At 71.0% G+C, this 21,819-nt stretch carries 19 protein-coding genes; 8 read left to right on the top strand and 11 right to left on the bottom strand.

What is annotated here, in order from left to right:
- Positions 1-2 precede the first annotated feature (2 nt).
- The 3 genes from J2S22_RS20060 to J2S22_RS20070 form a co-directional block, all read right to left on the bottom strand.
- A complete protein-coding gene (locus tag J2S22_RS20060; protein ID WP_272779232.1) occupies positions 3-1,727 on the bottom strand; it encodes a DEAD/DEAH box helicase in 1,725 nt (574 codons plus the stop codon).
- Positions 1,728-2,040: 313 nt separating this feature from the next.
- The gene (locus tag J2S22_RS20065; protein ID WP_272779231.1) at positions 2,041-4,155 is read right to left on the bottom strand and encodes a hydantoinase/oxoprolinase family protein; all 2,115 of its coding nucleotides are present in this window, start codon (positions 4,153-4,155) and stop codon (positions 2,041-2,043) included.
- 5 nt (positions 4,156-4,160) lie between these two features.
- Positions 4,161-5,849: a hydantoinase B/oxoprolinase family protein gene (locus J2S22_RS20070; RefSeq protein ID WP_272779230.1), complete on the bottom strand. Its 1,689-nt coding sequence runs from the start codon at positions 5,847-5,849 to the stop codon at positions 4,161-4,163.
- A 164-nt stretch (positions 5,850-6,013) separates the two neighbouring features.
- On the opposite strand from J2S22_RS20070, the gene J2S22_RS20075 reads away from it, so the two are divergent.
- Positions 6,014-6,949, top strand: a complete 936-nt coding sequence (locus tag J2S22_RS20075; protein WP_272779229.1) for a LysR substrate-binding domain-containing protein — start codon at positions 6,014-6,016, stop codon at positions 6,947-6,949.
- Here J2S22_RS20075 and J2S22_RS20080 read toward each other — a convergent pair.
- The 6 genes from J2S22_RS20080 to J2S22_RS20105 form a co-directional block, all read right to left on the bottom strand.
- Entirely contained in the window at positions 6,936-7,679 is a 744-nt protein-coding gene (locus J2S22_RS20080) for an amino acid ABC transporter ATP-binding protein (protein WP_272779228.1), read from the bottom strand. The genes J2S22_RS20075 and J2S22_RS20080 overlap by 14 nt on opposite strands.
- A 9-nt stretch (positions 7,680-7,688) precedes the next feature.
- On the bottom strand, positions 7,689-8,366 hold the full coding sequence (locus J2S22_RS20085) for an amino acid ABC transporter permease (protein WP_272779227.1): 678 nt from the start codon (positions 8,364-8,366) through the stop codon (positions 7,689-7,691).
- Positions 8,359-9,036 carry an amino acid ABC transporter permease gene (locus tag J2S22_RS20090; protein ID WP_272779226.1) on the bottom strand — a complete coding sequence of 226 codons (678 nt, stop codon included), beginning with the start codon at positions 9,034-9,036 and terminating at the stop codon, positions 8,359-8,361. Before J2S22_RS20090 ends, J2S22_RS20085 begins: the two co-directional genes overlap by 8 nt.
- 182 nt (positions 9,037-9,218) lie before the next feature.
- Positions 9,219-10,052, bottom strand: coding sequence for an ABC transporter substrate-binding protein (locus tag J2S22_RS20095; RefSeq protein ID WP_272779225.1), 834 nt, complete (start codon positions 10,050-10,052; stop codon positions 9,219-9,221).
- Positions 10,053-10,081: 29 nt separating this feature from the next.
- A complete protein-coding gene (locus tag J2S22_RS20100; protein WP_272779224.1) occupies positions 10,082-11,236 on the bottom strand; it encodes a pyridoxal phosphate-dependent aminotransferase in 1,155 nt (384 codons plus the stop codon).
- Positions 11,233-11,904, bottom strand: a complete 672-nt coding sequence (locus tag J2S22_RS20105) for a TetR/AcrR family transcriptional regulator (protein WP_272779223.1) — start codon at positions 11,902-11,904, stop codon at positions 11,233-11,235. The genes J2S22_RS20100 and J2S22_RS20105 overlap by 4 nt, the downstream gene beginning before the upstream one ends.
- 280 nt (positions 11,905-12,184) lie before the next feature.
- Here J2S22_RS20105 and J2S22_RS20110 point away from each other — a divergent pair, with 280 nt between their 5' ends.
- The gene (locus J2S22_RS20110; RefSeq protein ID WP_272779222.1) at positions 12,185-13,174 is read left to right on the top strand and encodes a Bug family tripartite tricarboxylate transporter substrate binding protein; all 990 of its coding nucleotides are present in this window, start codon (positions 12,185-12,187) and stop codon (positions 13,172-13,174) included.
- An 87-nt stretch (positions 13,175-13,261) separates the two neighbouring features.
- Here J2S22_RS20110 and J2S22_RS20115 read toward each other — a convergent pair whose 3' ends face one another.
- Together J2S22_RS20115 and J2S22_RS20120 are read right to left on the bottom strand one after the other, a co-directional pair.
- Positions 13,262-14,629 carry a TrpB-like pyridoxal phosphate-dependent enzyme gene (locus J2S22_RS20115; protein ID WP_272779221.1) on the bottom strand — a complete coding sequence of 456 codons (1,368 nt, stop codon included), beginning with the start codon at positions 14,627-14,629 and terminating at the stop codon, positions 13,262-13,264.
- A 169-nt stretch (positions 14,630-14,798) separates the two neighbouring features.
- Positions 14,799-15,866, bottom strand: coding sequence for a nitrilase-related carbon-nitrogen hydrolase (locus J2S22_RS20120; RefSeq protein WP_272779220.1), 1,068 nt, complete (start codon positions 15,864-15,866; stop codon positions 14,799-14,801).
- 241 nt (positions 15,867-16,107) lie between these two features.
- On the opposite strand from J2S22_RS20120, the gene J2S22_RS20125 reads away from it, so the two are divergent.
- The 6 genes from J2S22_RS20125 (at position 16,108) to J2S22_RS20150 (ending at position 21,701) form a co-directional block, all read left to right on the top strand.
- Positions 16,108-17,289 carry an ABC transporter substrate-binding protein gene (locus J2S22_RS20125; protein WP_272779219.1) on the top strand — a complete coding sequence of 394 codons (1,182 nt, stop codon included), beginning with the start codon at positions 16,108-16,110 and terminating at the stop codon, positions 17,287-17,289.
- Between the two features lie 157 nt (positions 17,290-17,446).
- Positions 17,447-18,370 (top strand): branched-chain amino acid ABC transporter permease, encoded by a 924-nt coding sequence (locus tag J2S22_RS20130; protein ID WP_272779218.1) that lies wholly within the window; start codon positions 17,447-17,449, stop codon positions 18,368-18,370.
- 1 nt (position 18,371) lies between these two features.
- Positions 18,372-19,379 (top strand): branched-chain amino acid ABC transporter permease, encoded by a 1,008-nt coding sequence (locus J2S22_RS20135; protein ID WP_272779217.1) that lies wholly within the window; start codon positions 18,372-18,374, stop codon positions 19,377-19,379.
- Positions 19,372-20,133, top strand: a complete 762-nt coding sequence (locus J2S22_RS20140; RefSeq protein WP_272779216.1) for an ABC transporter ATP-binding protein — start codon at positions 19,372-19,374, stop codon at positions 20,131-20,133. Before J2S22_RS20135 ends, J2S22_RS20140 begins: the two co-directional genes overlap by 8 nt.
- A 127-nt stretch (positions 20,134-20,260) precedes the next feature.
- Complete coding sequence (locus tag J2S22_RS20145) at positions 20,261-20,956, top strand: ABC transporter ATP-binding protein (protein ID WP_272779215.1); 696 nt, start codon at positions 20,261-20,263, stop codon at positions 20,954-20,956.
- A gap of 85 nt (positions 20,957-21,041) precedes the next feature.
- A complete protein-coding gene (locus tag J2S22_RS20150) occupies positions 21,042-21,701 on the top strand; it encodes a TetR/AcrR family transcriptional regulator (protein WP_272779214.1) in 660 nt (219 codons plus the stop codon).
- Positions 21,702-21,819: the final 118 nt, after the last annotated feature.

Here is a 21,819-nt window from a genome sequence, read left to right on the forward strand (position 1 = left end):
ATTCAGCGCTCGACGGTGTGTCCCACATCGCGGCGTCCCGGAACGCCCCGGCGCAGGAAGGCCACCTGGTCGAGAGCGGTCTCGACCGCCGGCCCGCTGCGCTGCGCCGGCCGCTCGGCGAGCGGCGTGCCGACCCGGACCGGGGCCGGATGCTGTCCGCCGCCCTTGTGGGCGCGCTGGCCGTTGCGGTTCTGGCCCTCCGGGCGACGGCCGTCGGGGCGACGCCCCTCCGGACGCCGACCCTCGGGACGAGCCCCGTTCGGGCGCTCGCCGGCGGGACGCTCGGGATTGTGGTGATGGACCTGCGGCCGTGCGGCCTGGTCGCGCCCGCCCGGGTCACGTGCGCCCTGGGGCCGGGCCTGCTGGCCGTGCGGCCGCTGACCGTTGGGCTGGCCGTGCGGACGCTGCGCCGGCGCCGCCGTGCGGCCGGCCTCGTCGCGGTTCCGCTGCGGGCTGCCGCCGCGGCTGCGCTCCGGCTGCGCGGCGCGGTCCTGCGACCGGCTGCGCTCGCGGTCGCCCTGGCGGGAGCGTCCGCCGTCGCGGCGCGCGTCGCCGCCCCGTCCGTCGGCCTGGCGGTGCGCCGACGGCAGCGGGCGGCCGCCGGTGCGCCGGTCGGTCGCCGGGATGGCGCGGCGGATCAGCTTCTCGATGTCGCGCAGGAACGGCAGCTCCTCGCTGTCGCAGAACGAGATCGCGATGCCCTCGGCGCCGGCCCGTGCGGTGCGGCCGATGCGGTGGACGTAGCTCTCCGGGATGTTCGGCAGGTCGTAGTTGACGACGTGCGAGACGCCCTCGACGTCGATGCCGCGCGCCGCGATGTCGGTGGCGATCAGGATCCGCACCTCGCCGGTGCGGAACGCCGCCAGCACGCGCTCGCGCTGGTTCTGCGACTTGTTGCCGTGGATCGCCTCGGCCGCGATGCCCGACTTGGCGAGGCCGCGGACGACCTTGTCGGCGCCGTGCTTGGTGCGGGTGAACACCAGGCAGCGGTCGATCGGCTCGCTCGCCAGCACCTCGGCGAGGATCTGAGGCTTCGCCGCCTTGTCGACATGGACGATGCGCTGGTCGATGCGGTCCGCCGTGGAGGCAGCCGGGGTCACCGACACGCGGGCCGGGTCGCGCAGCATCTGCGACGCGAGCTCGGCGATCTGCTGCGGCATGGTGGCCGAGAAGAACAGCGTCTGCCGGTCCTTGGGCAGCTTCGACACGATCTTCCGGATGTCGTGGATGAAGCCCATGTCGAGCATGCGGTCGGCCTCGTCCAGCACCAGCACCTCGACGGCGTTCAGCCGCAGGGCGTTGCTGTTGACGAGATCGAGCAGGCGGCCCGGGGTGGCGACCATCACGTCGAGGCCGGGCAGCACGGCCCGCACCTGGCGGCCCATCGAGACGCCGCCGATGGCGAGGTCGGAGGCGACCTTCATGTGGCGGCCATAGGCCCGGAAGCTGTCGAGGATCTGGCCCGAGAGCTCGCGGGTCGGGCTCAGCACCAGCACCCGGCAGCTCTTGCGGATGGTGGGCTTCGGATCGGTGAAGAGGCGGTTGAGGATGGGAAGCGCGAAGGCGGCGGTCTTCCCGGTGCCCGTCTGGGCGATCCCGACCACGTCACGCCCGGCGAGGGCGAGCGGCACCGTCTGGGCCTGGATCGGGGTGGGGGTGACGTAGTTCTCGTCGACGAGGGCGCGAGCGATCGGCTCGGCCAGTCCAAATCCCTGGAAGGAAGTCAAAGGGTGCTTTCTGTTCTGCGATAGAGCCCGGGCGCAGCTGTGGCGCGCCGCGTGCAGCGGATGAACGGGACATCCCGCGTGGTCTGGGCTGCCTTCGGGTGGCGGATCGGGCCGAAACCGTTATTGGATTCGTTCACGCGGCCCATGGGGGACCAACCAGAGGTCGGTCAATCCGCTCGGACCTGTATATGGGCCATTTCGCCGCGGAATTCAAGCGTGCGGACCGGTATAATGAAACGGCTCCCGTTCCGGGGGTGGCCGGAACGGGAGCGCGGCCCGGTTTTTCGGGCCTGCGGACCGGGTCGCCGGCCGCTCAGGCCAGCTCGATGACCAGGTTGAGGAAGTCGTCGACCCGCACGGTGCTGCCGGGGCCGATGCAGCAGGTCGACTCGCGCTCCTCCACCAGGGCGGGACCCGCGAAGGTGGCCCCGGGGCGCAGGGCGTAGCGGTCGTAGACTGCGCAGGCCTGCGGCCCGAGGCCTTCGAACAGCACGTCCCGGACGCCGCGGCGCGCCGCGGCGGCGTCGGTGCCGTCGCGCGTCGCGGCGGCCCGGCTCGCCGCCCCCTTGTCCATGCGGATGTCCCGGCCGGGCGCCGCGCAGGCGAGGCGCCAGCTCAGGCACTCGATCGGCGCGTCCTCCATGGCCCGGCCGAAGCGCTCGCGGTAGGCGGCGAAGAAGGCGTCGCGGATCGCCGGGACGTCGTCCGGTCCGAGCGTCGTGGAGGGCAGCGCGACCGGAACCTCGAAGCCCTGGCCGAAGTGACGCATCTCCGCGGTCGGCCGCAGCGTGACGGTGGCCGGATCGGCGCCGGCGTCGCGCAGGAGCCGCGTGCCCTGCTCGGTCATCGCGGCGAACAGGGCGTTCACATGCGCCCAGTCGACCCGCTCGAGCCGCGCCACGTAGCTGCGCACCATGTCGGTGGCCGGCGGGGCCACCAGGAAGCCCAGCGCCGAGGCGACCCCGGCGCCGAGCGGCACCACCAGGCGCTCCATCTTGAGGAGCCGGGCGAGGTTGAAGGCGTGCACGGGACCCGCCCCGCCGAACGCGATCAGCGTGTAGCGGCGCGGATCACGCCCCTTCTCGGCGAGGTGGATGCGGGTCGCCGACGCCATCGTCTCGTCGACGATGCGCTGCACGCCGAGCGCCGCCTCGCTGTCGCCGAGCCCGAGCGTGCCGGCGACGCCGGCGTCGAAGGCGCGGCGCACCGCGTCGACGTCGAGCGCCATCTCGCCGCCGAGGAAGTAGGACGGGTCGAGCCGGCCGAGCACCAGGTCGGCGTCGGTCACGGTCGGCTCCTGGCCGCCGAGCCCGTAGCAGACCGGGCCCGGCTTGCTGCCGGCGCTGCGCGGGCCGACCTTCATCAGGCCGGCCGTGGTGTCGGCGCGGGCGATCGACCCGCCGCCGGCGCCGATCTCGATCATGTCGACCACCGAGACCTTGAGCGGCAGGCCGGAGCCCTTGACGAAGCGGCGCACGCGGCCCGCCTCGAAGTCGAACTTGTGGTCGGGCGCGCCGTCCTCGACCAGGCACATCTTGGCCGTGGTGCCGCCCATGTCGAAGGAGACGACCCGGTCGAGTCCGGCGTGGCGGGCGATGAACGAGGCCGCCATGGCGCCGGCCGCCGGCCCCGACTCGATCAGCCGGATCGGGAACTCGCGCGCCTCCGACACGGCCGCGATGCCGCCGCCCGACAGCATCACGTACAGCCGGCCGGTGAAGCCGATCGCCGCCAGCCGCGCCTCCAGCCGGTCGACGTAGCGGCGCATCAGCGGCTGGACATAGGCGTTGGCGCAGGCCGTGCTGGTGCGCTCGAACTCGCGGATCTCGGGCGCCACCTGCGACGACAGGGTGAGCGGCAGGTCGGGATAGAGGGCGCGGACGATCGCGGCGGCGCGCTCCTCGTGCGCCGCGTTGCGATAGGCGTGCAGGAACGAGATCGCGATCGCCTCGACGCCGTGCTCCTCGACGAGCGCGCGCGCCGTCGTCGCGACCGCCGCCTCGTCGAGCGGCACCAGCACGGCGCCGTCGACGTCCAGGCGTTCGCGGATCTCGCGCCGACGCCGGCGCGGCACCAGCGTCGGCGGCGCCTCGAGGAACAGGTCGTAGAGGTCGTAGCGGGTCTCGCGGCCGATCTCGATCACGTCACGGAAGCCCTCCGTCGTGAGCAGCCCGATGGTCGCGCCGGTGCGCTCGATCACCGTGTTGGTGACCAGCGTGGTGCCGTTGACGATGCTGTGCAGGTCGCCGGGGGCGAGCCCGGTCTCGGCGAGCATGCGCTGGATGCCGGCGATGATGGCGAGGCTCGGGTCGTCGGGCGTGGTCAGCAGCTTGCCGGTGTGGACGAGATCGCGGGCGGGGTCGTGCAGCACGAGGTCCGTGAAGGTGCCGCCGACGTCGACGCCGATCCGGGTGGTGCGTTCGCTCATGGTCCTCACTCCGCGCCGTACTCGGTCTCGGCCGCCGCGGCCGTCACGTAGCCGTCCTGCAGGTCGCGCGCGAGCGCGGCCGGATCGCGTGTCCGTGGATCGCCGAAGCCGCCGCCGCCCGCGTAGATCATGTGGAGGCGGGTGCCGGGCGCGATGGTGGTGCGCGATTTCGGATGCGGCACCGTGCCGTCGCCGAGCCGGATCATCGAGCCGGCCCCGGGGGCGCCGCCGGCGAGGCCGAGCGGCGGGTGGTCGCGGCGATCGGAGAGCAGCGACAGGCGCACCGGGGTCGACGACCGGACCTCGATCTCGGCCTCCTGGCCGAGGCCGCCACGGAAGCGGCCGGCGCCTCCCGAGTCGGGACGCAGCTGCTTGCGCCAGACGAGCAGCGGCGAGGCGCTCTCCAGCGCCTCGATGCTGCCGGCGCCGACATTGGTCGGGAACGAGGTGGTGGAGAGTCCGTCGGAGTGCGGCGTCGCCCCCATTCCGCCGGTGGCGAACAGCACCTGGCTGAAGCGGTCGCCGTTGCGGTCGGTTCCTGAGAAGATCGCCCGCATCGACGGCGCCGCGCCGCTCTGGGCGATGACGCGGTCGGGAAGCACGGGGGCGAGCGCGCCGTAGACGGCGTCGGCGAGCAGGTGGCCGGTGAGCTGGCGGGCGCCGACCGGCGCCGGATAGCGCGGGTTGAGGATCGAGCCCTCCGGCGCCGACACCGAGAGCGCCCGGTAGGAGCCCTCGTTGCGCGGCGTGAACGGGTCGAGCGCGCACTTCACCGGATAGACCGAGTAGGCGTGCGTGTAGTTGAGCACGCAGTTGATGCCGCGGTCGATCTGCGGCGAGGTGCCGGCGTAGTCGATGTGCATCGTCTCGCCCGTCACCGTGACGGTGCAGACGATGCGGGTCACCTGGTCGTCGAAGCCGTCGGCCTCCAGCACGGTCGAATAGGTGCCGTCCGGCACCGCCGCGACGGCCCGCCGCATCGCCGTGTCGGCGCGCGTGTGCACGGCCTCGGCGAGGCCCTGGAGATCGTCGAGGCCGACGTCGTCCAGGAACTCCTCGACCCGGCGGGCGCACACCTCGTTGGCCGTCACCTGGGCGTCGAGGTCGCCGAGCACCTGGCGCGGCACCCGGACGTTGGCGAGCAGCACCTCGACCAGATCGTCGTTGCGCCGGCCCTCGCGCAGGAAGCGGGCCGGCGGGATGCGGATGCCCTCCTCGAACAGCTCGCGGCAGTCGGCCGACCACAGCGCGCCGCCGACGTCGGGCGAATGCGAGATCGAGCCCGAGAAGCCGACCAGCCGGCCGCGGTGGAAGATCGGGGTGACCAGCGTGAAGTCCGGCAGGTGCCCGGTGGCGAGCCACGGATCGTTGGTCATCACGCAGTCGCCGGGCCGCCACGTCTCGGCCGGGAAGCGCTCCAGGAACGCCCTGGTGGTGCGCGGCAGGATGCAGGAGAACGAGGCGAGGCCGCCGGTGTTCTCGGAGATCGAGTTGCCGTTCCGGTCCATCAGCACGGTGCCGTAGTCGTTCGACTCGCGCACGATGGTCGAGAAGGCGGTCCGCACCAGCCCGGCGGCGGCCTCGTCGGCGATCGAGATCAGCCGGCTCCAGTAGATCTCCAGCGTCACCGGATCGAAGGCCTCGTGCGGCGCGGTCGCGCTCGGGTGCTGGCGGAGGGACGGTCGGACGGACATTCGCAGGCTCCGGGGCAGGGGACGACGAGATCGGGACGCGAAAACCGTAGAAGAGGCATCGATCCGCGTCCAATATGGTTTTCGACGAAAACGATATATGATGCGACTGAAACGGCGCCGCCGGCGGGGCCGGCGCGTCGCCATCGAGAGGGCCCGACCGGACCATGGAGCTCCGCCATCTCCGCTATTTCGTCGCGCTGGCCGAGGAGCTGCATTACGGCCGCGCGGCACAGCGGCTCGGCATCTCGCAGCCGCCGCTGAGCCAGCAGATCCTCCAGCTCGAGGCGGATCTCGGGGCGCGCCTGCTCGAACGCACCAACCGGCGGGTGGCGCTCACCGAGGCCGGGCGGGTGTTCCTGGCCGAGGCGCGCGCCACCCTCGCCCAGGCCGAGCGCGCCGCCGCGATGGCCGGGCGCGCGGCGCGCGGCGAGGTCGGCGAGCTGAAGATCGGCTTCGCCTCCTCGGGGGCGCTCGACCCGACCTTCACCGAGACGATCCGGGCGTTCCGGGCGGCGGTGCCGGGGGTGCGGCTGGTGCTGGAGGAGCAGGTGACGGCGAGCCAGATCGAGGCGCTGACCGAGCGGCGGCTGCAGATCGGCATCGTCCGCAGCCCGGCGGCGCCAGACCTGCCGGCCGACCTCGCCGCCGCGGCGCTGTCGCGCGAGCCGCTCTACGCGTTCCTGCGCGCCGACCACCCGCTGGCGATCGCCCGCCGCGGCGCCGCCGTGCCGCTCGCCGCGCTCGCCGACGAGCCCTTCGTGTTCTTCCCGCCGGGCAGCGGCACCAGCCTCTACGACCAGGTGCTCGGGCTGTGCCGCAAGGCGGGCTTCCGGCCGCGCGTCGAGCAGGAGGCGCGCGCCAACGCGACGCTGCTCGGCCTCGTCGCGGTCGGGCTCGGCGTGTCGATCCTGCCCGCCTCGCTGGCCGGCTTCGCGCTGCCCGCCGTGGTCGGGCTGCCGCTGGCGCCGGCCGGCGAGTCGGCCCTGTGGCTCGTGCACCGGCGCGACGACGCGTCCCCGGCGGCCGCCACCTTCGTCGCCATGGCGACGGCACGCCGGGCGCCGCCGGCCGGCCGGCGCCGGCCGGTCAGTGCGCGATGATCTTCGACAGGAACGTCTTGGCCCGCTCGGTCGCCGGCGCGGCGAAGAACTCCGCGGCGGGGCGGTCCTCGACGATGCGCCCCTCGTCCATGAACACGACGCGGTCGGCGACCTTGCGGGCGAAGCCCATCTCGTGGGTCACCACCACCATGGTCATGCCGTCGCGGGCCAGCGCCGTCATCACGTCGAGCACCTCGTTGATCATCTCCGGGTCGAGCGCCGAGGTCGGCTCGTCGAACAGCATGGCGACGGGGTCGAGCGCCAGCGCGCGGGCGATGGCGACGCGCTGCTGCTGGCCGCCGGAGAGGTCGGCCGGATACGCCTCGGCGCGCTCGGTGAGGCCGACCCGGGCGAGCAGCGCCAGGGCCCGCTCGCGCGCCTCGGCGCGGGAGCGCCCGAGGGCGTGCACCTGCGCCAGCATCACGTTCCGCAGCGCCGTCATGTGCGGGTAGAGCTCGAAGCTCTGGAACACCATGCCGATGCGGGCGCGCAGCCGCGGCAGGTCGGTGCCGCGCGCCCCGACCTCCTCGCCGTCGAACCGCACCGAGCCCGACTGGTAGGGCTCGAGCCCGTTGACGGTCTTGATCAGCGTGCTCTTGCCCGAGCCGGAGGGGCCGCACACGACGACGATCTCGCCGCGCGCGACCGCGAGGCTGCAGTCGCGCAGCACCGGCGTGGTGCCGTACTGCTTGCACACGCGGTCGAGCACGATCAGGGGAGAGCCGGACATCGAGAGCCTTCAGGTTCTGATCGACAGGCGGGCGTCGAGCAGCCGGCCGACGAGCGACAGGCCGGAGCAGACGACCAGGTAGGTGACGGCCGCGGTGGCGATGATCGCCACCGGCTGGAACTCGCGGGCATTGACCAGGAGGGCGCTGCCGGTGAGCTCGCGCACGCCGATCACCGAGGCGACCGAGGTGAACTTCAGCAGCCGCACGTACTGGCTGAACACCGGCGGGATGATGCGCCGCAGCGCCTGCGGCAGCACGATCAGGCGGAACGCCTGCCAGCGGGTCAGGCCGGTCGCGAGGCCCGCCCGCACGAGTCCGGACGGCACCGAGCGCAGCCCGCTGCGGACGTCCTCGGCCAGATAGGCGGCGATGAACAGGACGAAGCCGAGCGAGGCGGCGGCGACCGCGGTGGTGCGGTAGCCCGCGAGCGCCGGGATCGCGAAGTAGCAGACGAACAGCACGACCAGCAGCGGCGTGCCGCGGACGATCTCGATGTACAGCGCGGCGAGGCGCGACAGCACCGGGATCTCGGCATGGCGCAGCAGCCCGAGCAGGAGGCCGACGAGGCTGCCGCCGACGATCCCGACGGCGGCGAGCCGCAGCGTCATGGCGAAGCCGGCGGCGAGGAACGGCAGGTTGTCCCGGATCACCTCCGGAACGACGGCGGCGAGGACCGGCTCAGGCATCGGCGATCCTCGCGATTGGGCGTCGGGCGCGCAGGCCGGGGACGTGGTCGATGGCGAAGCTGATCAGGAGCACGAGCGCGATGTAGAGCACCGCGATGGTGATGTAGACCTCGAAGGTGCGGAACGTCTGGCCCTCGATGGCGCCGGCCTGGTAGCTCAGCTCGGCGACCGCGATCACCGAGGCGAGGGACGAGTCCTTGACGAGCTGCGAGGCGAGGCTGGCGAGCGACGGCGCGACGATGCGCAGCGCCTGCGGGTAGACGACCAGCACCTGCACCTGCCAGGGACGCAGGCCGGAGGCGGCGGCGGCGCGCGCCTGGCCGCGCGGCACGGCGGCGATGCCGGCCCGCACCAGCTCGGCCACGTAGGCGCTCGAGTAGAGGGTGAGGCCGAGCACGGCGCACAGGAAGGCCGGCAGCCGCAGGAAGGCGAGCGCCATGTACCACACGTACATGTGGATCAGCAGCGGCACGTTGCGCATCGTCTCGACATAGAGGCCGGCGGCGACCCGGCCGGCGCGCGACGTCGAGGCGCCGAGCGTGCCGATCAGCATGCCGACGATCAGGGTCGGAACCAGGGCGGCGACCGACAGGGCGATCGTGACCAGGAGCCCGTCGAGGATCAGGTCGCGATGCTGCCAGACCTGCGACCAGTCGAACTGATAGGACATGCGATGCCTGCCTCGGTACCGAATTCCGCCGGGCCCGACACTTGCTCCGCTCATGCCCGCGAAGGCGGGCATCCAGGGGCGCCCCGCCGTGCCGCCCCTGGGTCCCCGCCTGCGCGGGGACGAACGGAGATCGGTGCCGGATCACCGATCCGGAGAACGGTTTTGGTTCTCCGGCCGAAGCCTCACGGCCAGGTCTCGACCGGGACGCGCGGCTCCTCGCCGAACCACTTGACGTAGAGGGTGCGGTACTCGCCCGAGGTCCACAGGTCCTGCAGCGTCTCGTTGATCGCGTCGCGCAGGCTCGAGTCGCCCTGGCGCACGCCGATGCCGAACGGCTCGACGCTGAACAGCTCGCCGACGATCTTGAAGCGCTTGTTCTCCTTGGCGAAGCCCTGGAGGATGTTGAGGCTGCCGGTGAGCGCGTCGACGCGGCCCTGGGCGAGCGCCAGCCAGGCGCTGTTGTAGTCCTTGAAGCCGGAGATGCTCGCCTTCGGCGCCTTGACCGCGATGGTCTTCTCCAGGGTCGTGCCCTGCTGCACGGCGACCGCCTTGCCGTCGAGGTCGGCGACCGAGGCGATGCTGCTCGACGCCGGCACCAGCAGCGACTGGCCGCCCGTGTAGTAGGTGATCGAGAAGTCGATGGTGCGGTCGCGCTCGCGCGTGTGCGTCATCGAGGCGGCGACCAGGTCGACATTGCCGCTGACCAGCATCGGGATGCGGGTCGTCGAGGTGACGCTGACGAGCTCGATCGGCACGCCGATCTTCTCGGCCACCTTGGTCACGAGGTCGATGTCGAACCCGACCGGCTTGTTGTCCTTGTCGAGGAAGCCGAAGGGCGGCGTGTCGTACTTCACGCCGGCGAGCAGCTTGCCGCGGCTCTTGATGGTGGCGATCGTGTTCTGGGCGGGCTGCGCCGCGGCGGAGTCGGCGACCAGGAGCGCGGCGAGTGTCGCGCCGGCGAAGGCCGCGCAGGCGAGGCCGAAGCGGCGGCGGGCGGCGGAGTGGCGGAGCGTCATGTCGGTCCTCTCTTGCGGAGCGTCGAGGGTCAGGCGGCTTTCGGCAGGCCGGACCGGGCGATGCGGCTCAGCGCCTCGTCCAGGTCGGCGTCGGAGCAGGTGACGGACAGGCGCAGATGGCCGGCGCCCATGCCGCCGAAGGAGGAGCCCGGCATCGCCGCGACGTCGATGGTGTCGAGCCAGTGGCGGGCGACCTCGGTGTCGGGCGCGTCGACCCGCGGGAACATGTAGAAGGCGGCGTCCGGCATCGCGCAGGCCACGCCGGGGACGGCGTCGAGCCGGGCGGCGGCGCGCTCCAGCCGCGCCCGGAACATCGCCCGGTAGCGCGGCACGATCTCGTCGTAGAGCGACAGCGCCTCGAGGCCGGCGGCCTGGACGAAGCCCGGCAGGCAGTAGATCGAGTGCTGGATGAACTTGACGACGCTCCTGGCGGTGCCGGGCGGCAGCGCCAGGTAGCCGAGCCGCCAGCCGGTCATGCCGAAGGTCTTGGAGAAGCTGTCGACGACGAAGACGCGGTCGCGCACCGCCTCGTCGCTCTGCATGTGGTGGAACGCGCCGCAGTGGACGAGGTCGCCGTAGACCTGGTCGAAGATGATCCAGAAGCCGTGACGCTGCGCCAGCGCGGCGACGGCGGCGAGCTCGTCGGCCGGAATCACCCGCGCGGTCGGGTTGCAGGGCGAGTTGATGATGATCGCCTTGGTGCGCGGCGTCACGGCGGCGGCGATGCGCTCGGGATCGACGCGGTCGAGCATGTCGATCGCCACCGGCGTGCCGCCGCACATCTTCACGCACGGGCCGTAGCTGACCCAGCCGGGCACCGGCACCAGCACCTCGTCGCCCGGATCGACCTGCGCCATCAGGGCGGCGAGCAGGGCGAACTTGCCGCCCGGCGTGACGATGATGTCGGCCGGATCGTAGGCCGCGCCGGAGAGCCGCGCCTCGCGGGCCGCGATCGCCTCGCGCAGGGCGGGCGAGCCGGCGGGCGGGCCGTAATGCGTGTCGCCGTCGCGCATCGCGCGTTCGGCCGCGGCGACGATGCGGGGGTCGGTCGGCAGGTTGGGGTCGCCGCTCGACAGGCCGATCACCCGCCGTCCGGCTGCGCGCGCCGCCCGCACCTTCTCGGTCATCTCGACGGTGGCGGAGGGCTTCAGCCCGAGGACGCGGTCGGCCAGCTTCAGTGTCATGGGAGAACGTTTCCGAGGATGAGGGCGTCGTGAGGGGAGGGCGGGGCGCGGAAGCCGGCCGCCGTGAAGGCGACCAGCTCGGCGAGGGCGGTGTCGGAGTCGGAGGGATCGCAGGCGCCTTCCGACAGGATCTGGATCCGGCCGGGATCGGCGAGCGTGAAGTACTGGGCGCCGAGCAGGAAGTGGAAGCGCCAGTAGACGACCTTGGCGGGGAGGTGGTCGAGCTCCTTCATCAGGGCGCCGAGAAACGTGCCGCTGACGTGATTGAAGTGCTTCGAGATGAGGTTCTTCGACATGTCGGCGTGCTCGTGCGCCAGGATGGCGCGCAGCCGCATGAAGCGCCGCGCCCCGGCGTCGCCGTTCGGCAGCACCAGCGAGGGGCGAAGATAGGCCTCGAGGATCTGCTCCAGCATCGGCGGGCGCCCCGGGGCGGCACGGCACGCTTCGAGCAGGCGAAAACGTGCGTTGTTGATGGCGGCCGAGCGCTTGGCGAAGATCTGCTCGAGCAGCGCCTCCTTGGATCCGAAGTGATAGTGGATCGCCGCGATGTTGACGCCGCATTCGCGCGTGATCGCGCGCACCGAGACGGCGCGATAGCCGCTCGCCGCGAACATCGCCTCCGCGACGTCGAGGATCCGGTCCGGGGTCGCCTGCGTGCCGCCGCCCATCTGATCGATCGAAACGTTTCAAACAAGTGTTTGAACAGTGTCGTAGCCGATCGCCGATCGGCCGTCAACGATGTCTCCGAAATCGGTATGGGAGGTCGTCCAAGGCCTGTGCTGTCGATTCATCTCGCATATGCAAACAATATGTGCATCGCGGAATCGCTGTCCAATATTGGCGCACGGCTGGGCGAATGGTATCAAACAGGTGTTTGAACGAACGGTCGGCGGCGCGCTGCTGCGACGGCGCGGTCGCGGCTGCGTGCCCTCATCGAAGGAGAAGCCCATGACGCTCTGGTCCCGCCGTTCCGTGCTGTCCACGCTCGCCGCCGCAGCGGCATCGGCCGCGGCATTCCCGGCGGCGTCGCAGCCGGGCTACCCGTCGCGGCCGGTGAAGATGATCGTGCCGTGGCCGCCGGGCGGCATCACCGACGTGACCGGCCGGATCCTGGCGCAGCGCCTCGGCGTGGAGCTGGGACAGCCGACCGTGGTGGAGAACCGTCCCGGCGCCGCCGGCACCATCGGGCACGCCGTGGCGGCACAGGCCGAGCCGGACGGCTACACGGTGCTGCTGGCGACCAACAGCACCTACGCGATGGCGCCGCATCTGTTCGAGAAGCTGCCGTACGACAGCAGCAAGGCGTTCGCCCCGGTCGGCCTCGTGATCCGCAGCCCGCAGGTGTTCTGCTGCAATCCGTCGCTGCCGGTGAAGACCTTCGCCGAGTTCCTGCCCTATGTGCGGGCGCGGCAGCCGGACGGCGTCGTCTTCGAATCCTCGGGGCCGGGCTCGTCGAGCCATCTCGCCGCCGAGCTGCTCATGGCGATGGCGAACTTCCGCATGCTGCACGTCCCCTATCGGGGCGGCGGGCCGGCCGTGCAGGCGCTGGTGTCGGGCGAGGTGGCGTGCGGCTTCGTCGACGCCGTCGTCGCCCTGCCGATCGCCGAGGGCGGCAAGATCAGGATGCTCGGCGTCAGCACGGCGGAGCGGCTGCCGCTCGCGGCCGACGTGCCGACCATCGCGGAGTCGGGCGTGCCGGGCTTCGAATCGTCGACCGACGTCGCCCTGATGGTGCCGGCCGGCACGCCCTCGGCGATCGTCGCGCGCCTCAACGCCGCACTGCTCGCGACCCTCGCGGACGATCACGTCCGCGCGTTGCTGACCAAGCAGGGCGCGATCATCTCCGGCGGCTCGCCCGAGCAGTTCGCCGGCTACATGGTCAAGGAGAACGCCAAGTGGGGCGACGTCATCCGGGCCCGCGGCATCCGGATGCAGTGACGACCGCGGCGGCGGCTTCGGCGCGCGCCGCCCGGTCGTGATCGCCGCGCGGGGCGACCGCCGGTGCGGCGGCCGCCCCGGGTGCCGTCACTCCGCCGCGACCTGGGGCAGGGCGTCGAGCGAGGCCTGGAGGGCCGCCGCGTCGTAGTCGCGGTCCTCCAGCTTGCCCGACAGGTAGTCCGTGTAGGCCTGCATGTCGAAATGGCCGTGGCCGGACAGGTTGAACAGGATGGTGCGCGGCTTGCCCTCGGCCTTGGCGGCGAGCGCCTCGTCGACCGCGGCGCGGACCGCGTGGGTCGATTCCGGCGCCGGCACGATGCCCTCGCTGCGGGCGAACAGGAGGCCCGCCTCGAAGCACGGATTCTGGTGCACGGCCTTCGCCTCGATCAGGCCGAGCTCCTTGGCGTGGCTCACCAGCGGGCTCATGCCGTGATAGCGCAGGCCGCCGGCATGGAACCCGGGCGGCATGAAGCTGGAGCCGAGCGTGTGCATCTTCATCAGCGGCGTGAGATGCGCCGTGTCGCCGAAGTCGTAGGCGTAGCTGCCGCGCGTCAGCGTCGGGCACGCCGCCGGCTCGACCGCCAGGACCCGCACGTCCTTGCCCTCGCGCAGCTTCAGCCCGAGGAACGGGAACGCGATGCCGGCGAAGTTGGAGCCGCCGCCGGCGCAGCCGATGACGACGTCGGGCCAGAAGCCGGCCATCTCCATCTGCTCGATCGCCTCGAGGCCGATGACGGTCTGGTGCAGGGCGACGTGGTTGAGCACGCTGCCGAGCGCGTAGTTGGTGTCGGGGTTCTGGGCGGCGATCTCGACCGCCTCGGAGATGGCGATGCCGAGGCTGCCGTTCGAGTCCGGGTTCTGCGCCAGCACGGCGCGGCCGGCCGCCGTCTCCATCGAGGGGCTCGGGATGCAGGTGGCCCCGTAGGTCTCCATCAGGGCCCGGCGATAGGGCTTCTGGTTGTAGGAGACCTTCACCATGTAGACCTTCACCTCGAGGCCGAAGATCGACCCGGCGAAGGCGAGCGAGGAGCCCCACTGGCCGGCGCCCGTCTCGGTCGCGAGCTTCCGGATGCCGGCCTCGCGATTGTAGAAGGCCTGCGCCACCGCGGTGTTCGGCTTGTGGCTGCCGGCCGGCGAGACGCCCTCGTACTTGTAGAAGATGCGGGCCGGCGTATCGAGCGCGCGCTCGAGCCGCACCGCGCGGTGCAAGGGCGCCGGCCGCCACAGCTTGTAGATCTCGCGCACCGGCTCGGGGATCTCGATCTCGCGCTCGGTCGCGACCTCCTGCTTGATCAGCTCCATCGGGAAGATCGCGGCGAGGTCGTCGGGGCCGATCGGCTTGCCCGTGCCCGGATGCAGCACCGGCGGCGGCGGCGCCGGCAGGTCGGCCGCGATGTTGTACCAGGCCCGCGGGATGCGGTTCTCGGGCAGCAGGAACTTGTAGGTGTCGGTCATGCGTTCGGGTCTTTCGTTCGTCCGAAACAGAGTCGTGAAAGCGGTCGGTCCGAGCGTCGTTCCGGGGCGCCGCGAAGCGGCGAACCCGGAATCCAGCCAGGACCTCGGAGCGTGTCGCTGGATTCCGGGTTCGCACCTGCGGTGCGCCCCGGAATGACGACGCCCGACATCACCGCGACGGCTTCTTCCAGATGTCGCGCTCCTGCATGAGGGCGACCTGCCGGTCGATCACGTCGCGCTTGTAGTCGGCGTGCCGGGCCGGAATCTTGTCCATGTACATGTTCTTCGGATAGACGGGCTGCTCGTAGATGATCTGGGCGAGCTCGGTGCGCACGTCCTTGAGCCAGTTGGTCACCTGGGCGCTCTCGCGGTGATGGCGCAGCGCCTCGATGTTGATGACGCCCGACACGAAGGTCGAGCCGTTGGTGTCGCGCTGCTTGCCGACCAGCTGGCCGCGATAGTCGACGATCATCGACTGGCCGCCGCCGGCGTCGATGCCGACCTTGCCCTCGGGATAGAGGTGATAGCTGCCGATGTTCGGGGCGACGATGTACATGTTGTTCTCGAGCGCCCGGCAGCGGTTGGTGATCTCGAAGAAGTCGTTCTCGGTGAACGGGGCGGGCAGCGAGGCGCGGTAGACCACCTCGGCGCCGTTCATGGCGAGGCCGCGGCCGTTCTCCGGATACGACCCCTCCATCGCCATCATGATGCCGAGCCGGCCGATCTTGGTGTCGGCGACGGGCCAGAAGGCGTCCAGCGTGCGGCCGTATTTCTCGATCCACCAGTCGTAGATGTCGTGCGGCGACACCGAGCGCTCGACCGGCAGGAGGGCGCCGAGCTTGTAGTGCTTGAGCACGATCTCGCCGTCCGGGTCGACGACGAAGCCGACGTTGAAGAAGCGGTCCTTCCAGTCCGGATGGCGGGCCTTGGCCTGCGCCATGATGTAGACGTTCCACTCGCGCGCCAGCGCGGCGATCTCGTCGGTCTCCGGGCCCGGGATGTCGATCGCGCAGGTGTTGGCGAAATCGGCGTGGTCGACGTCCAGGACCTCGTCGTTGAAGCCCATCAGGCCGCCCTCGGGAATGGCGAGGAGGCGGACCGGGATGTCGAGATTGGACAGCCAGAAGGCCGCCTTGGTCAGGCTCTTCAAATGGTCGATGTTGTTCTTGATGTCGTCGCGGGTGCGGATGCCCCAGAAGGTCGGAATGAGCCCGACCGCGTTGTACGGCTCGATCATGCAATGTTCCCCCTCCGGCCCCGCGCGGGCCGGGCGCGGCCCGAAAGGGCCGGGACGAGCGTCCGGGCGGCAAAGTGCGCTTTTCGCCTCCCTCGTGCAAGCCGCCGGGGCCGGCCGAGAGGGCGATCCCCTGCCGGTGCCTCGTTTTTTCGCTTGAAAGCGAAGCCTCGGACCGGCTTATCTCGCGGACCGGCTGTGCCCGCCCCCCGACGCCCGTCCTGTTTTCGGAGGAAGAGTTGCGATGACCAGAACCATTCCGTTGCTCGCCGCCGTCGCGGCCGTTGCGCTGGTCGCCCCGGCGCAGGCCCAGGACAAGGCGCAGGAGAAGCTCAAGATCGGCGTGATCGCCACCCTGTCGGGGCCGCCGGCGGTGCTGGGCCAGCAGATCCGCAACGGCTTCCAGCTCGCCGTCAGGGATCTCGGCGGCAAGCTCGGCGGCCGCGAGGTCGAGGTCCTGGTCCAGGACGACGAACTCAAGCCGGACATCGCGGTCGGCAAGGTCAAGGCGTTCGTCGAGCGCGACAAGGTCGACTTCGTGGTCGGCCCGGTGTTCTCCAACATCCTGCAGGCGATCGTGAAGCCGGCGACCGACGGGGGCGCCATCCTGATCAGCCCGAACGCCGGCACCTCGAACTATGCCGGGCGCGACTGCAATCCGAACCTGTTCGTCACCTCCTACCAGAACGACCAGATGCACGAGATCTCGGGCAAGCACGCCCAGGACTCGGGCAAGAAGACCGCCTTCATCATGGCGCCCAACTACCAGGCCGGAAAGGACTCGCTCGCCGGCTTCAAGCGCTGGTTCAAGGGCGAGATCCTCGACGAGGTCTACGTCCCGCTGAACCAGCTCGACTACTCGGCCGAGCTGTCGAAGATCGCCGCCGCCAAGCCCGAGGTCGTCTTCGTGTTCCTGCCCGGCGGCATGGGCGTCAACTTCGTCAAGCAGTACCGGCAGGCCGGTCTCGCCGACACCATCCCGGTGTTCTCGACCTTCACGGTGGACGAGTCGACCCTGCCGGCCCAGCAGGACGCCGCGCTCGGCTTCTTCGCCGGCTCGAACTGGGCGCCCAACCTCGACAACCCGCAGAACAAGGCCTTCGTCGCCGCCTACGAGGCGGCGTTCGGCGCCGTCCCGGCGACCTACGCGTTCCAGGCCTACGACACGGCGCTGCTGATCGACAGCGCGCTGAAGGCCACGAAGGGCGACACAAAGGACCGCGACGCGCTGCGGGCGGCGCTGAAGAAGGCCGACTTCGTCTCGCTGCGCGGCGACTTCAGGTACAACACCAACAACTATCCGGTCCAGGACTTCTACCTGACGAAGGTGGCCAAGCGCCCCGACGGCAAGTATCAGACCGAGATCGTCGAGAAGGTGTTCGACGACTACGCCGACCCCTACGTGAAGAGCTGCAAGATGAAGTGAGGCGGCCGCCTGCCGCCGGGCACGGCGCCGCAGGGTGGGTAAAGGCGCGCACGCGCCGTGCCCACGCCGAACGGGGATCCCGTGGCTCCGGCACGACATGAACGGCGTGAGCACGCTGCGCCTTGCCCACCCTGCACCCCACGACAGCCCGCTCCCGATGTCCACCACGCTCCTCGTCGTCCAAGTCCTCAACGGCCTGCAGCTCGGGGTGCTGCTGTTCCTGATCGCCGCCGGGCTGACGCTCGTGTTCGGCGTGATGGACTTCATCAACCTGGCGCACGGCGTGCAGTACATGCTGGGCGCCTATCTGGCGGTCGCCTTCTACGGGCTCACCGACAGCTTCGTGCTGGCGCTCGTGCTGGCGCTCGCCGCCGCGCTCGCCTTCGGGCTGCTGCTGGAGGCGGCGGTGTTCCGCCATCTCTACGGGCGCGACCATCTCGACCACGTGATCGCGACCTTCGGCATCATCCTGTTCCTCAACGCGGCGGTGAAATACGTGTGGGGCGCCGCGCCGCTCTCCCTGCCGGTGCCCGAGGCGCTCACCGGCTCGGTCGCGCTCGCCCCCGGCATCCTCTATCCCGTCTGGCGGCTGGTCATCATCGGCAGCGGCCTCGCGGTCGCGGCGCTGCTGTGGGTCCTGGTGTCGCGGACCCGCATGGGCATGCTGGTGCGGGCCGGCGCCACCAATCCCGAGATGGTCTCGGCGCTCGGGGTCGACATCCGACGGCTGTTCACCCTGGTGTTCGGCTTCGGCGCCATGCTGGCCGGCTTCGCCGGGATCATGATCGCGCCGATCCTGTCGGTCGAGCCCGGCATGGGCGACACCATCCTGATCCTCGCCTTCGTGGTGATCGTCATCGGCGGCATCGGCTCGATCCGCGGCGCCTTCGTGGCCGCCCTGCTGATCGGGCTGGTCGACACGCTCGGCCGCTCCTTCGCGGTCGATGTGCTGCGCCTGTTCATGTCGTCGTCGACGGCCCGCACGGTCGGCCCGGCGCTCGCCTCGATGCTCATCTACCTGCTGATGGCCGTGGTGCTCTATGTGCGCCCCACCGGGCTGTTCCCGGCGAAGGGCCGCTGAGATGACGCAGGCCGTGGGTCCGGTCGAGGCGGCCCCGCGCACGCGCCGCAGCCGTGCCGCCGTGGCGCTACCGCTCGTGCTGTTCGCCGCGCTCGCGCTGCTGCCGCTCGTCACGGCGGCGCTGTCGGCCGGCTACATGCTCGATCTCTTCGTCCGGGTGATGATCTTCGCCATCGCGGCGCTGTCGGTCGACCTGCTGATCGGCTACGCCGCGCTGGTGACCTTCGGGCAGGCCGCCTTCGTCGGGCTCGGCGCCTATGCGGTCGGCATGCTCGGCGCCCACGAGATCACGGATCTGACCATCGCGCTGCCGGTGGCGCTCCTCGCCTCCGGCCTGTTCGCCCTGGTGACGGGGCTGGTCTGCCTGCGCACCAAGGGCGTCTATTTCATCATGATCACCCTGGCCTTCGGCCAGATGGCGTTCTTCACCGCGTCGTCGCTGGCCCCCTACGGCGGCGACGACGGCCTCACCGTGCACGAGCGCTCGACCCTGTTCGGCGTCGCGGTGCTCGACCGGCCGGTGGTCTTCTACTACGTGGTGCTCGCGGCGCTGCTCGCCGTCTATCTGACGTGCCGGACGCTGATCGCCTCGCGTTTCGGCCGGGTGCTGCGCGGCGCCAAGGACAACGCGCTGCGGATGACGACGCTCGGCTTCCAGGTCTATCGGTTCCAGCTCGTCGCCTATGTGATCGCCGGCATGATCGCCGGGCTCGCCGGCGTCCTGCTCGCCAACGCGACCGAGTTCGTCAGCCCGGCCTACATGTCGTGGCAGCGCTCCGGCGAGCTGATCATCATGGTGCTGCTCGGCGGGCTCGGCACGCTGCACGGCGCGGTCCTCGGGGCGATCGCCTTCCTGCTGCTGGAGGAGTGGCTGGCGACGCTCACCGAGCACTGGAAGATGATCTTCGGCCCGCTGCTGGTGCTGGTCGTGGTGTTCGTGCGCGGCGGGCTGATCGGGATCGGGACGGCGCTCGCCGGCGCCGTGAGCCGAAGGCTGCGCCGTGGCTGAGCCCGTGCTCGCGCTGGAGGGGCTGCGAAAGCAGTTCGGCGGCCTCGTGGTCACCGACCAGGTCACGCTGTCGGTGGCGCCCGGCGAGCTGCACGCCGTCATCGGTCCGAACGGGGCCGGCAAGACCACGCTGATCAACCAGATCTCGGGCGTGCTGCCCTCCGATTCCGGGCGCATTCTGTTCGCCGGCCACGACATCACCCGGCTTCCGCCGCACGAGCGGGCGCGGCGCGGGCTCGCCCGCACGTTCCAGATCACCTCGGTGCTGCCGGCCTTCTCGGCCCTGGAGAACGTCGCCGTCGCGGTGCAGGCGCATGCCGGCTCGAGCTACCGCTTCGTCGGCGACGCCGCCGCCGAGCCGGCCCTCAACGGGCCCGCCCTGGCGGCCCTGGAGGAGGTCGGGCTCGCCGAGCGGGCCGACGTGCCGGCCGGGCATCTCTCGCACGGGGAGAAGCGTGCGCTCGAGCTCGCGATGGCGCTGGTCACCGAGCCGAAGCTGCTGCTGCTCGACGAGCCGATGGCGGGCACCGGCCGGGAGGAGACGGCGCGCCTGATCGCGGTGCTGCGTCGCCTCAAGGGCCGCTTCGCCATGATGCTGGTCGAGCACGACATGACCGCCGTGTTCGCCCTGGCCGACCACATCTCGGTGCTGATCTACGGCCGCATCCTGCTGAGCGGCAAGCCCGACGAGGTGCGCGAGGACCCCCAGGTCGTCGCCGCCTATCTGGGCGACGAGATCGAGTTCGAGCGATGAGCGCGTTTTCGACCCATCCTTCGTCATGGCCGGGCTCGTCCCGGCCACCCACGCCTTCGCCCGCCGCCAAGACGTGGATGCCCGGCACAAGGCCGGGCATGACGGCGTCGGGATGTCGGAGCGCCCCATGCTGACCGTCGAAAACCTGCAGGCCGGCTATGGCGAGACGCCGGTGCTGTTCGACGTCGGCTTCTCCATCGCAGCCGGCGAGGTGGTGACGCTGCTCGGCCGCAACGGCATGGGCAAGACCACGACGATCCGGGCCCTGATGGGCCTGGTGCGGCCGACCGGCGGCAGCGTCGCGTTCGAGGGGCGGCCGGTCGCCGGCCTGCCGCCCTACCGGATCGCCCAGCTCGGCCTCGGCCTGGTGCCGGAGGGCCGGCAGGTATTCCCGACTCTCACAGTGCGGGAAAACCTCGTCGCGACCGCCGCGGCGCGCTTCGGCGAGCGCTGGACGCTCGATCGCGTCTACGCCTTCTTTCCGCGGCTCGCCGAGCGGCGTGGCCATCTCGGCAGCCAGCTGTCGGGGGGCGAGCAGCAGATGCTGGCGATCGGCCGCGCCCTGATGACCAACCCGAAGCTCCTGATTCTCGACGAGGCGACCGAGGGTCTGGCGCCGCTGATCCGGGCCGAGATCTGGCGCGGCCTCGGCCGGCTGAAGCAGGAGGGGCAGGCGATCCTGCTGGTCGACAAGCATCTCGACGCAATGACCCGGCTCGCCGACCGGCACGTCGTGCTGGAGAAGGGGCACGTCGTCTGGACCGGCACGTCGGCCGATCTCGCCGCCGACCAGACGGTGCGTCAGCGCTGGCTGCAGGTGTGATCCCGCACCCGGCGAGTGCCGTCGACCGAAACAATGCTGTATGGTGTGCCCGGGCGGCGGCGCGAATCCGCCGCGGGCGAGGCCCATGGAAGCGACCCTGACCAAGAGCGATCCGCCGAAACGGCCGACCGGGCCGCGCGACCCCGTCCGCACCCGTGCCGCCATCCTCGATGCGGCGACCCACGAGTTCCGGGCCAAGGGCCTCAACGGGGCCCGGGTCGACACCATCGCCAAGCGGTCCGGCGTCAACAAGCGGATGATCTACCACTATTTCGGCGGCAAGGAGGGGCTCTACGTCGCGGTCCTGGAGGCGACCTATTCGGCCATCCGCCACGCCGAGGGCGACCTGCATCTCGGCGATCGCGAGCCGCTGGAGGCGATCTGCGAGCTCGTCCGCTTCACCTGGCGCTACTTCATCAAGCACCCGGAGTTCCTCAGCCTGCTCGGCACCGAGAACCTCCACCGCGCCCGCTATCTGAAGCAGTCGGCCCGCATCCGCGACCTGCACTCGCCGCTGATCGCCACCCTGTCGCATCAGCTCGACCGCGGCGCCGCCAAGGGCGTCATCCGGCCCGGCATCGATCCGGTGCAGCTCTACATCTCGATCGCGTCGCTCGGCTTCTTCTATCTGTCCAACCGCTACACGCTCGCCACCATCTTCGGCCGCAGCATGGACGACGCCGAGAGCCTGGAGGCCCGGGGCCGGCATATCGAGGACGTCGTCCTCGCCTATCTGCGGCCCTGACCGCGCCGCCGCCTCGGTCCGCATCTGTTCCTTGAAGACGGGGCGGGCGGGAACAATTACCTTCATCTGAGAGTTCGAGAAGCGGCCCGGGGCCGCCTCTCGTCATGCGGAATGCCCC

It is taken from the genome of Rhodoplanes tepidamans (assembly GCF_030813915.1).
GTDB lineage: Bacteria > Pseudomonadota > Alphaproteobacteria > Rhizobiales > Xanthobacteraceae > Rhodoplanes > Rhodoplanes tepidamans.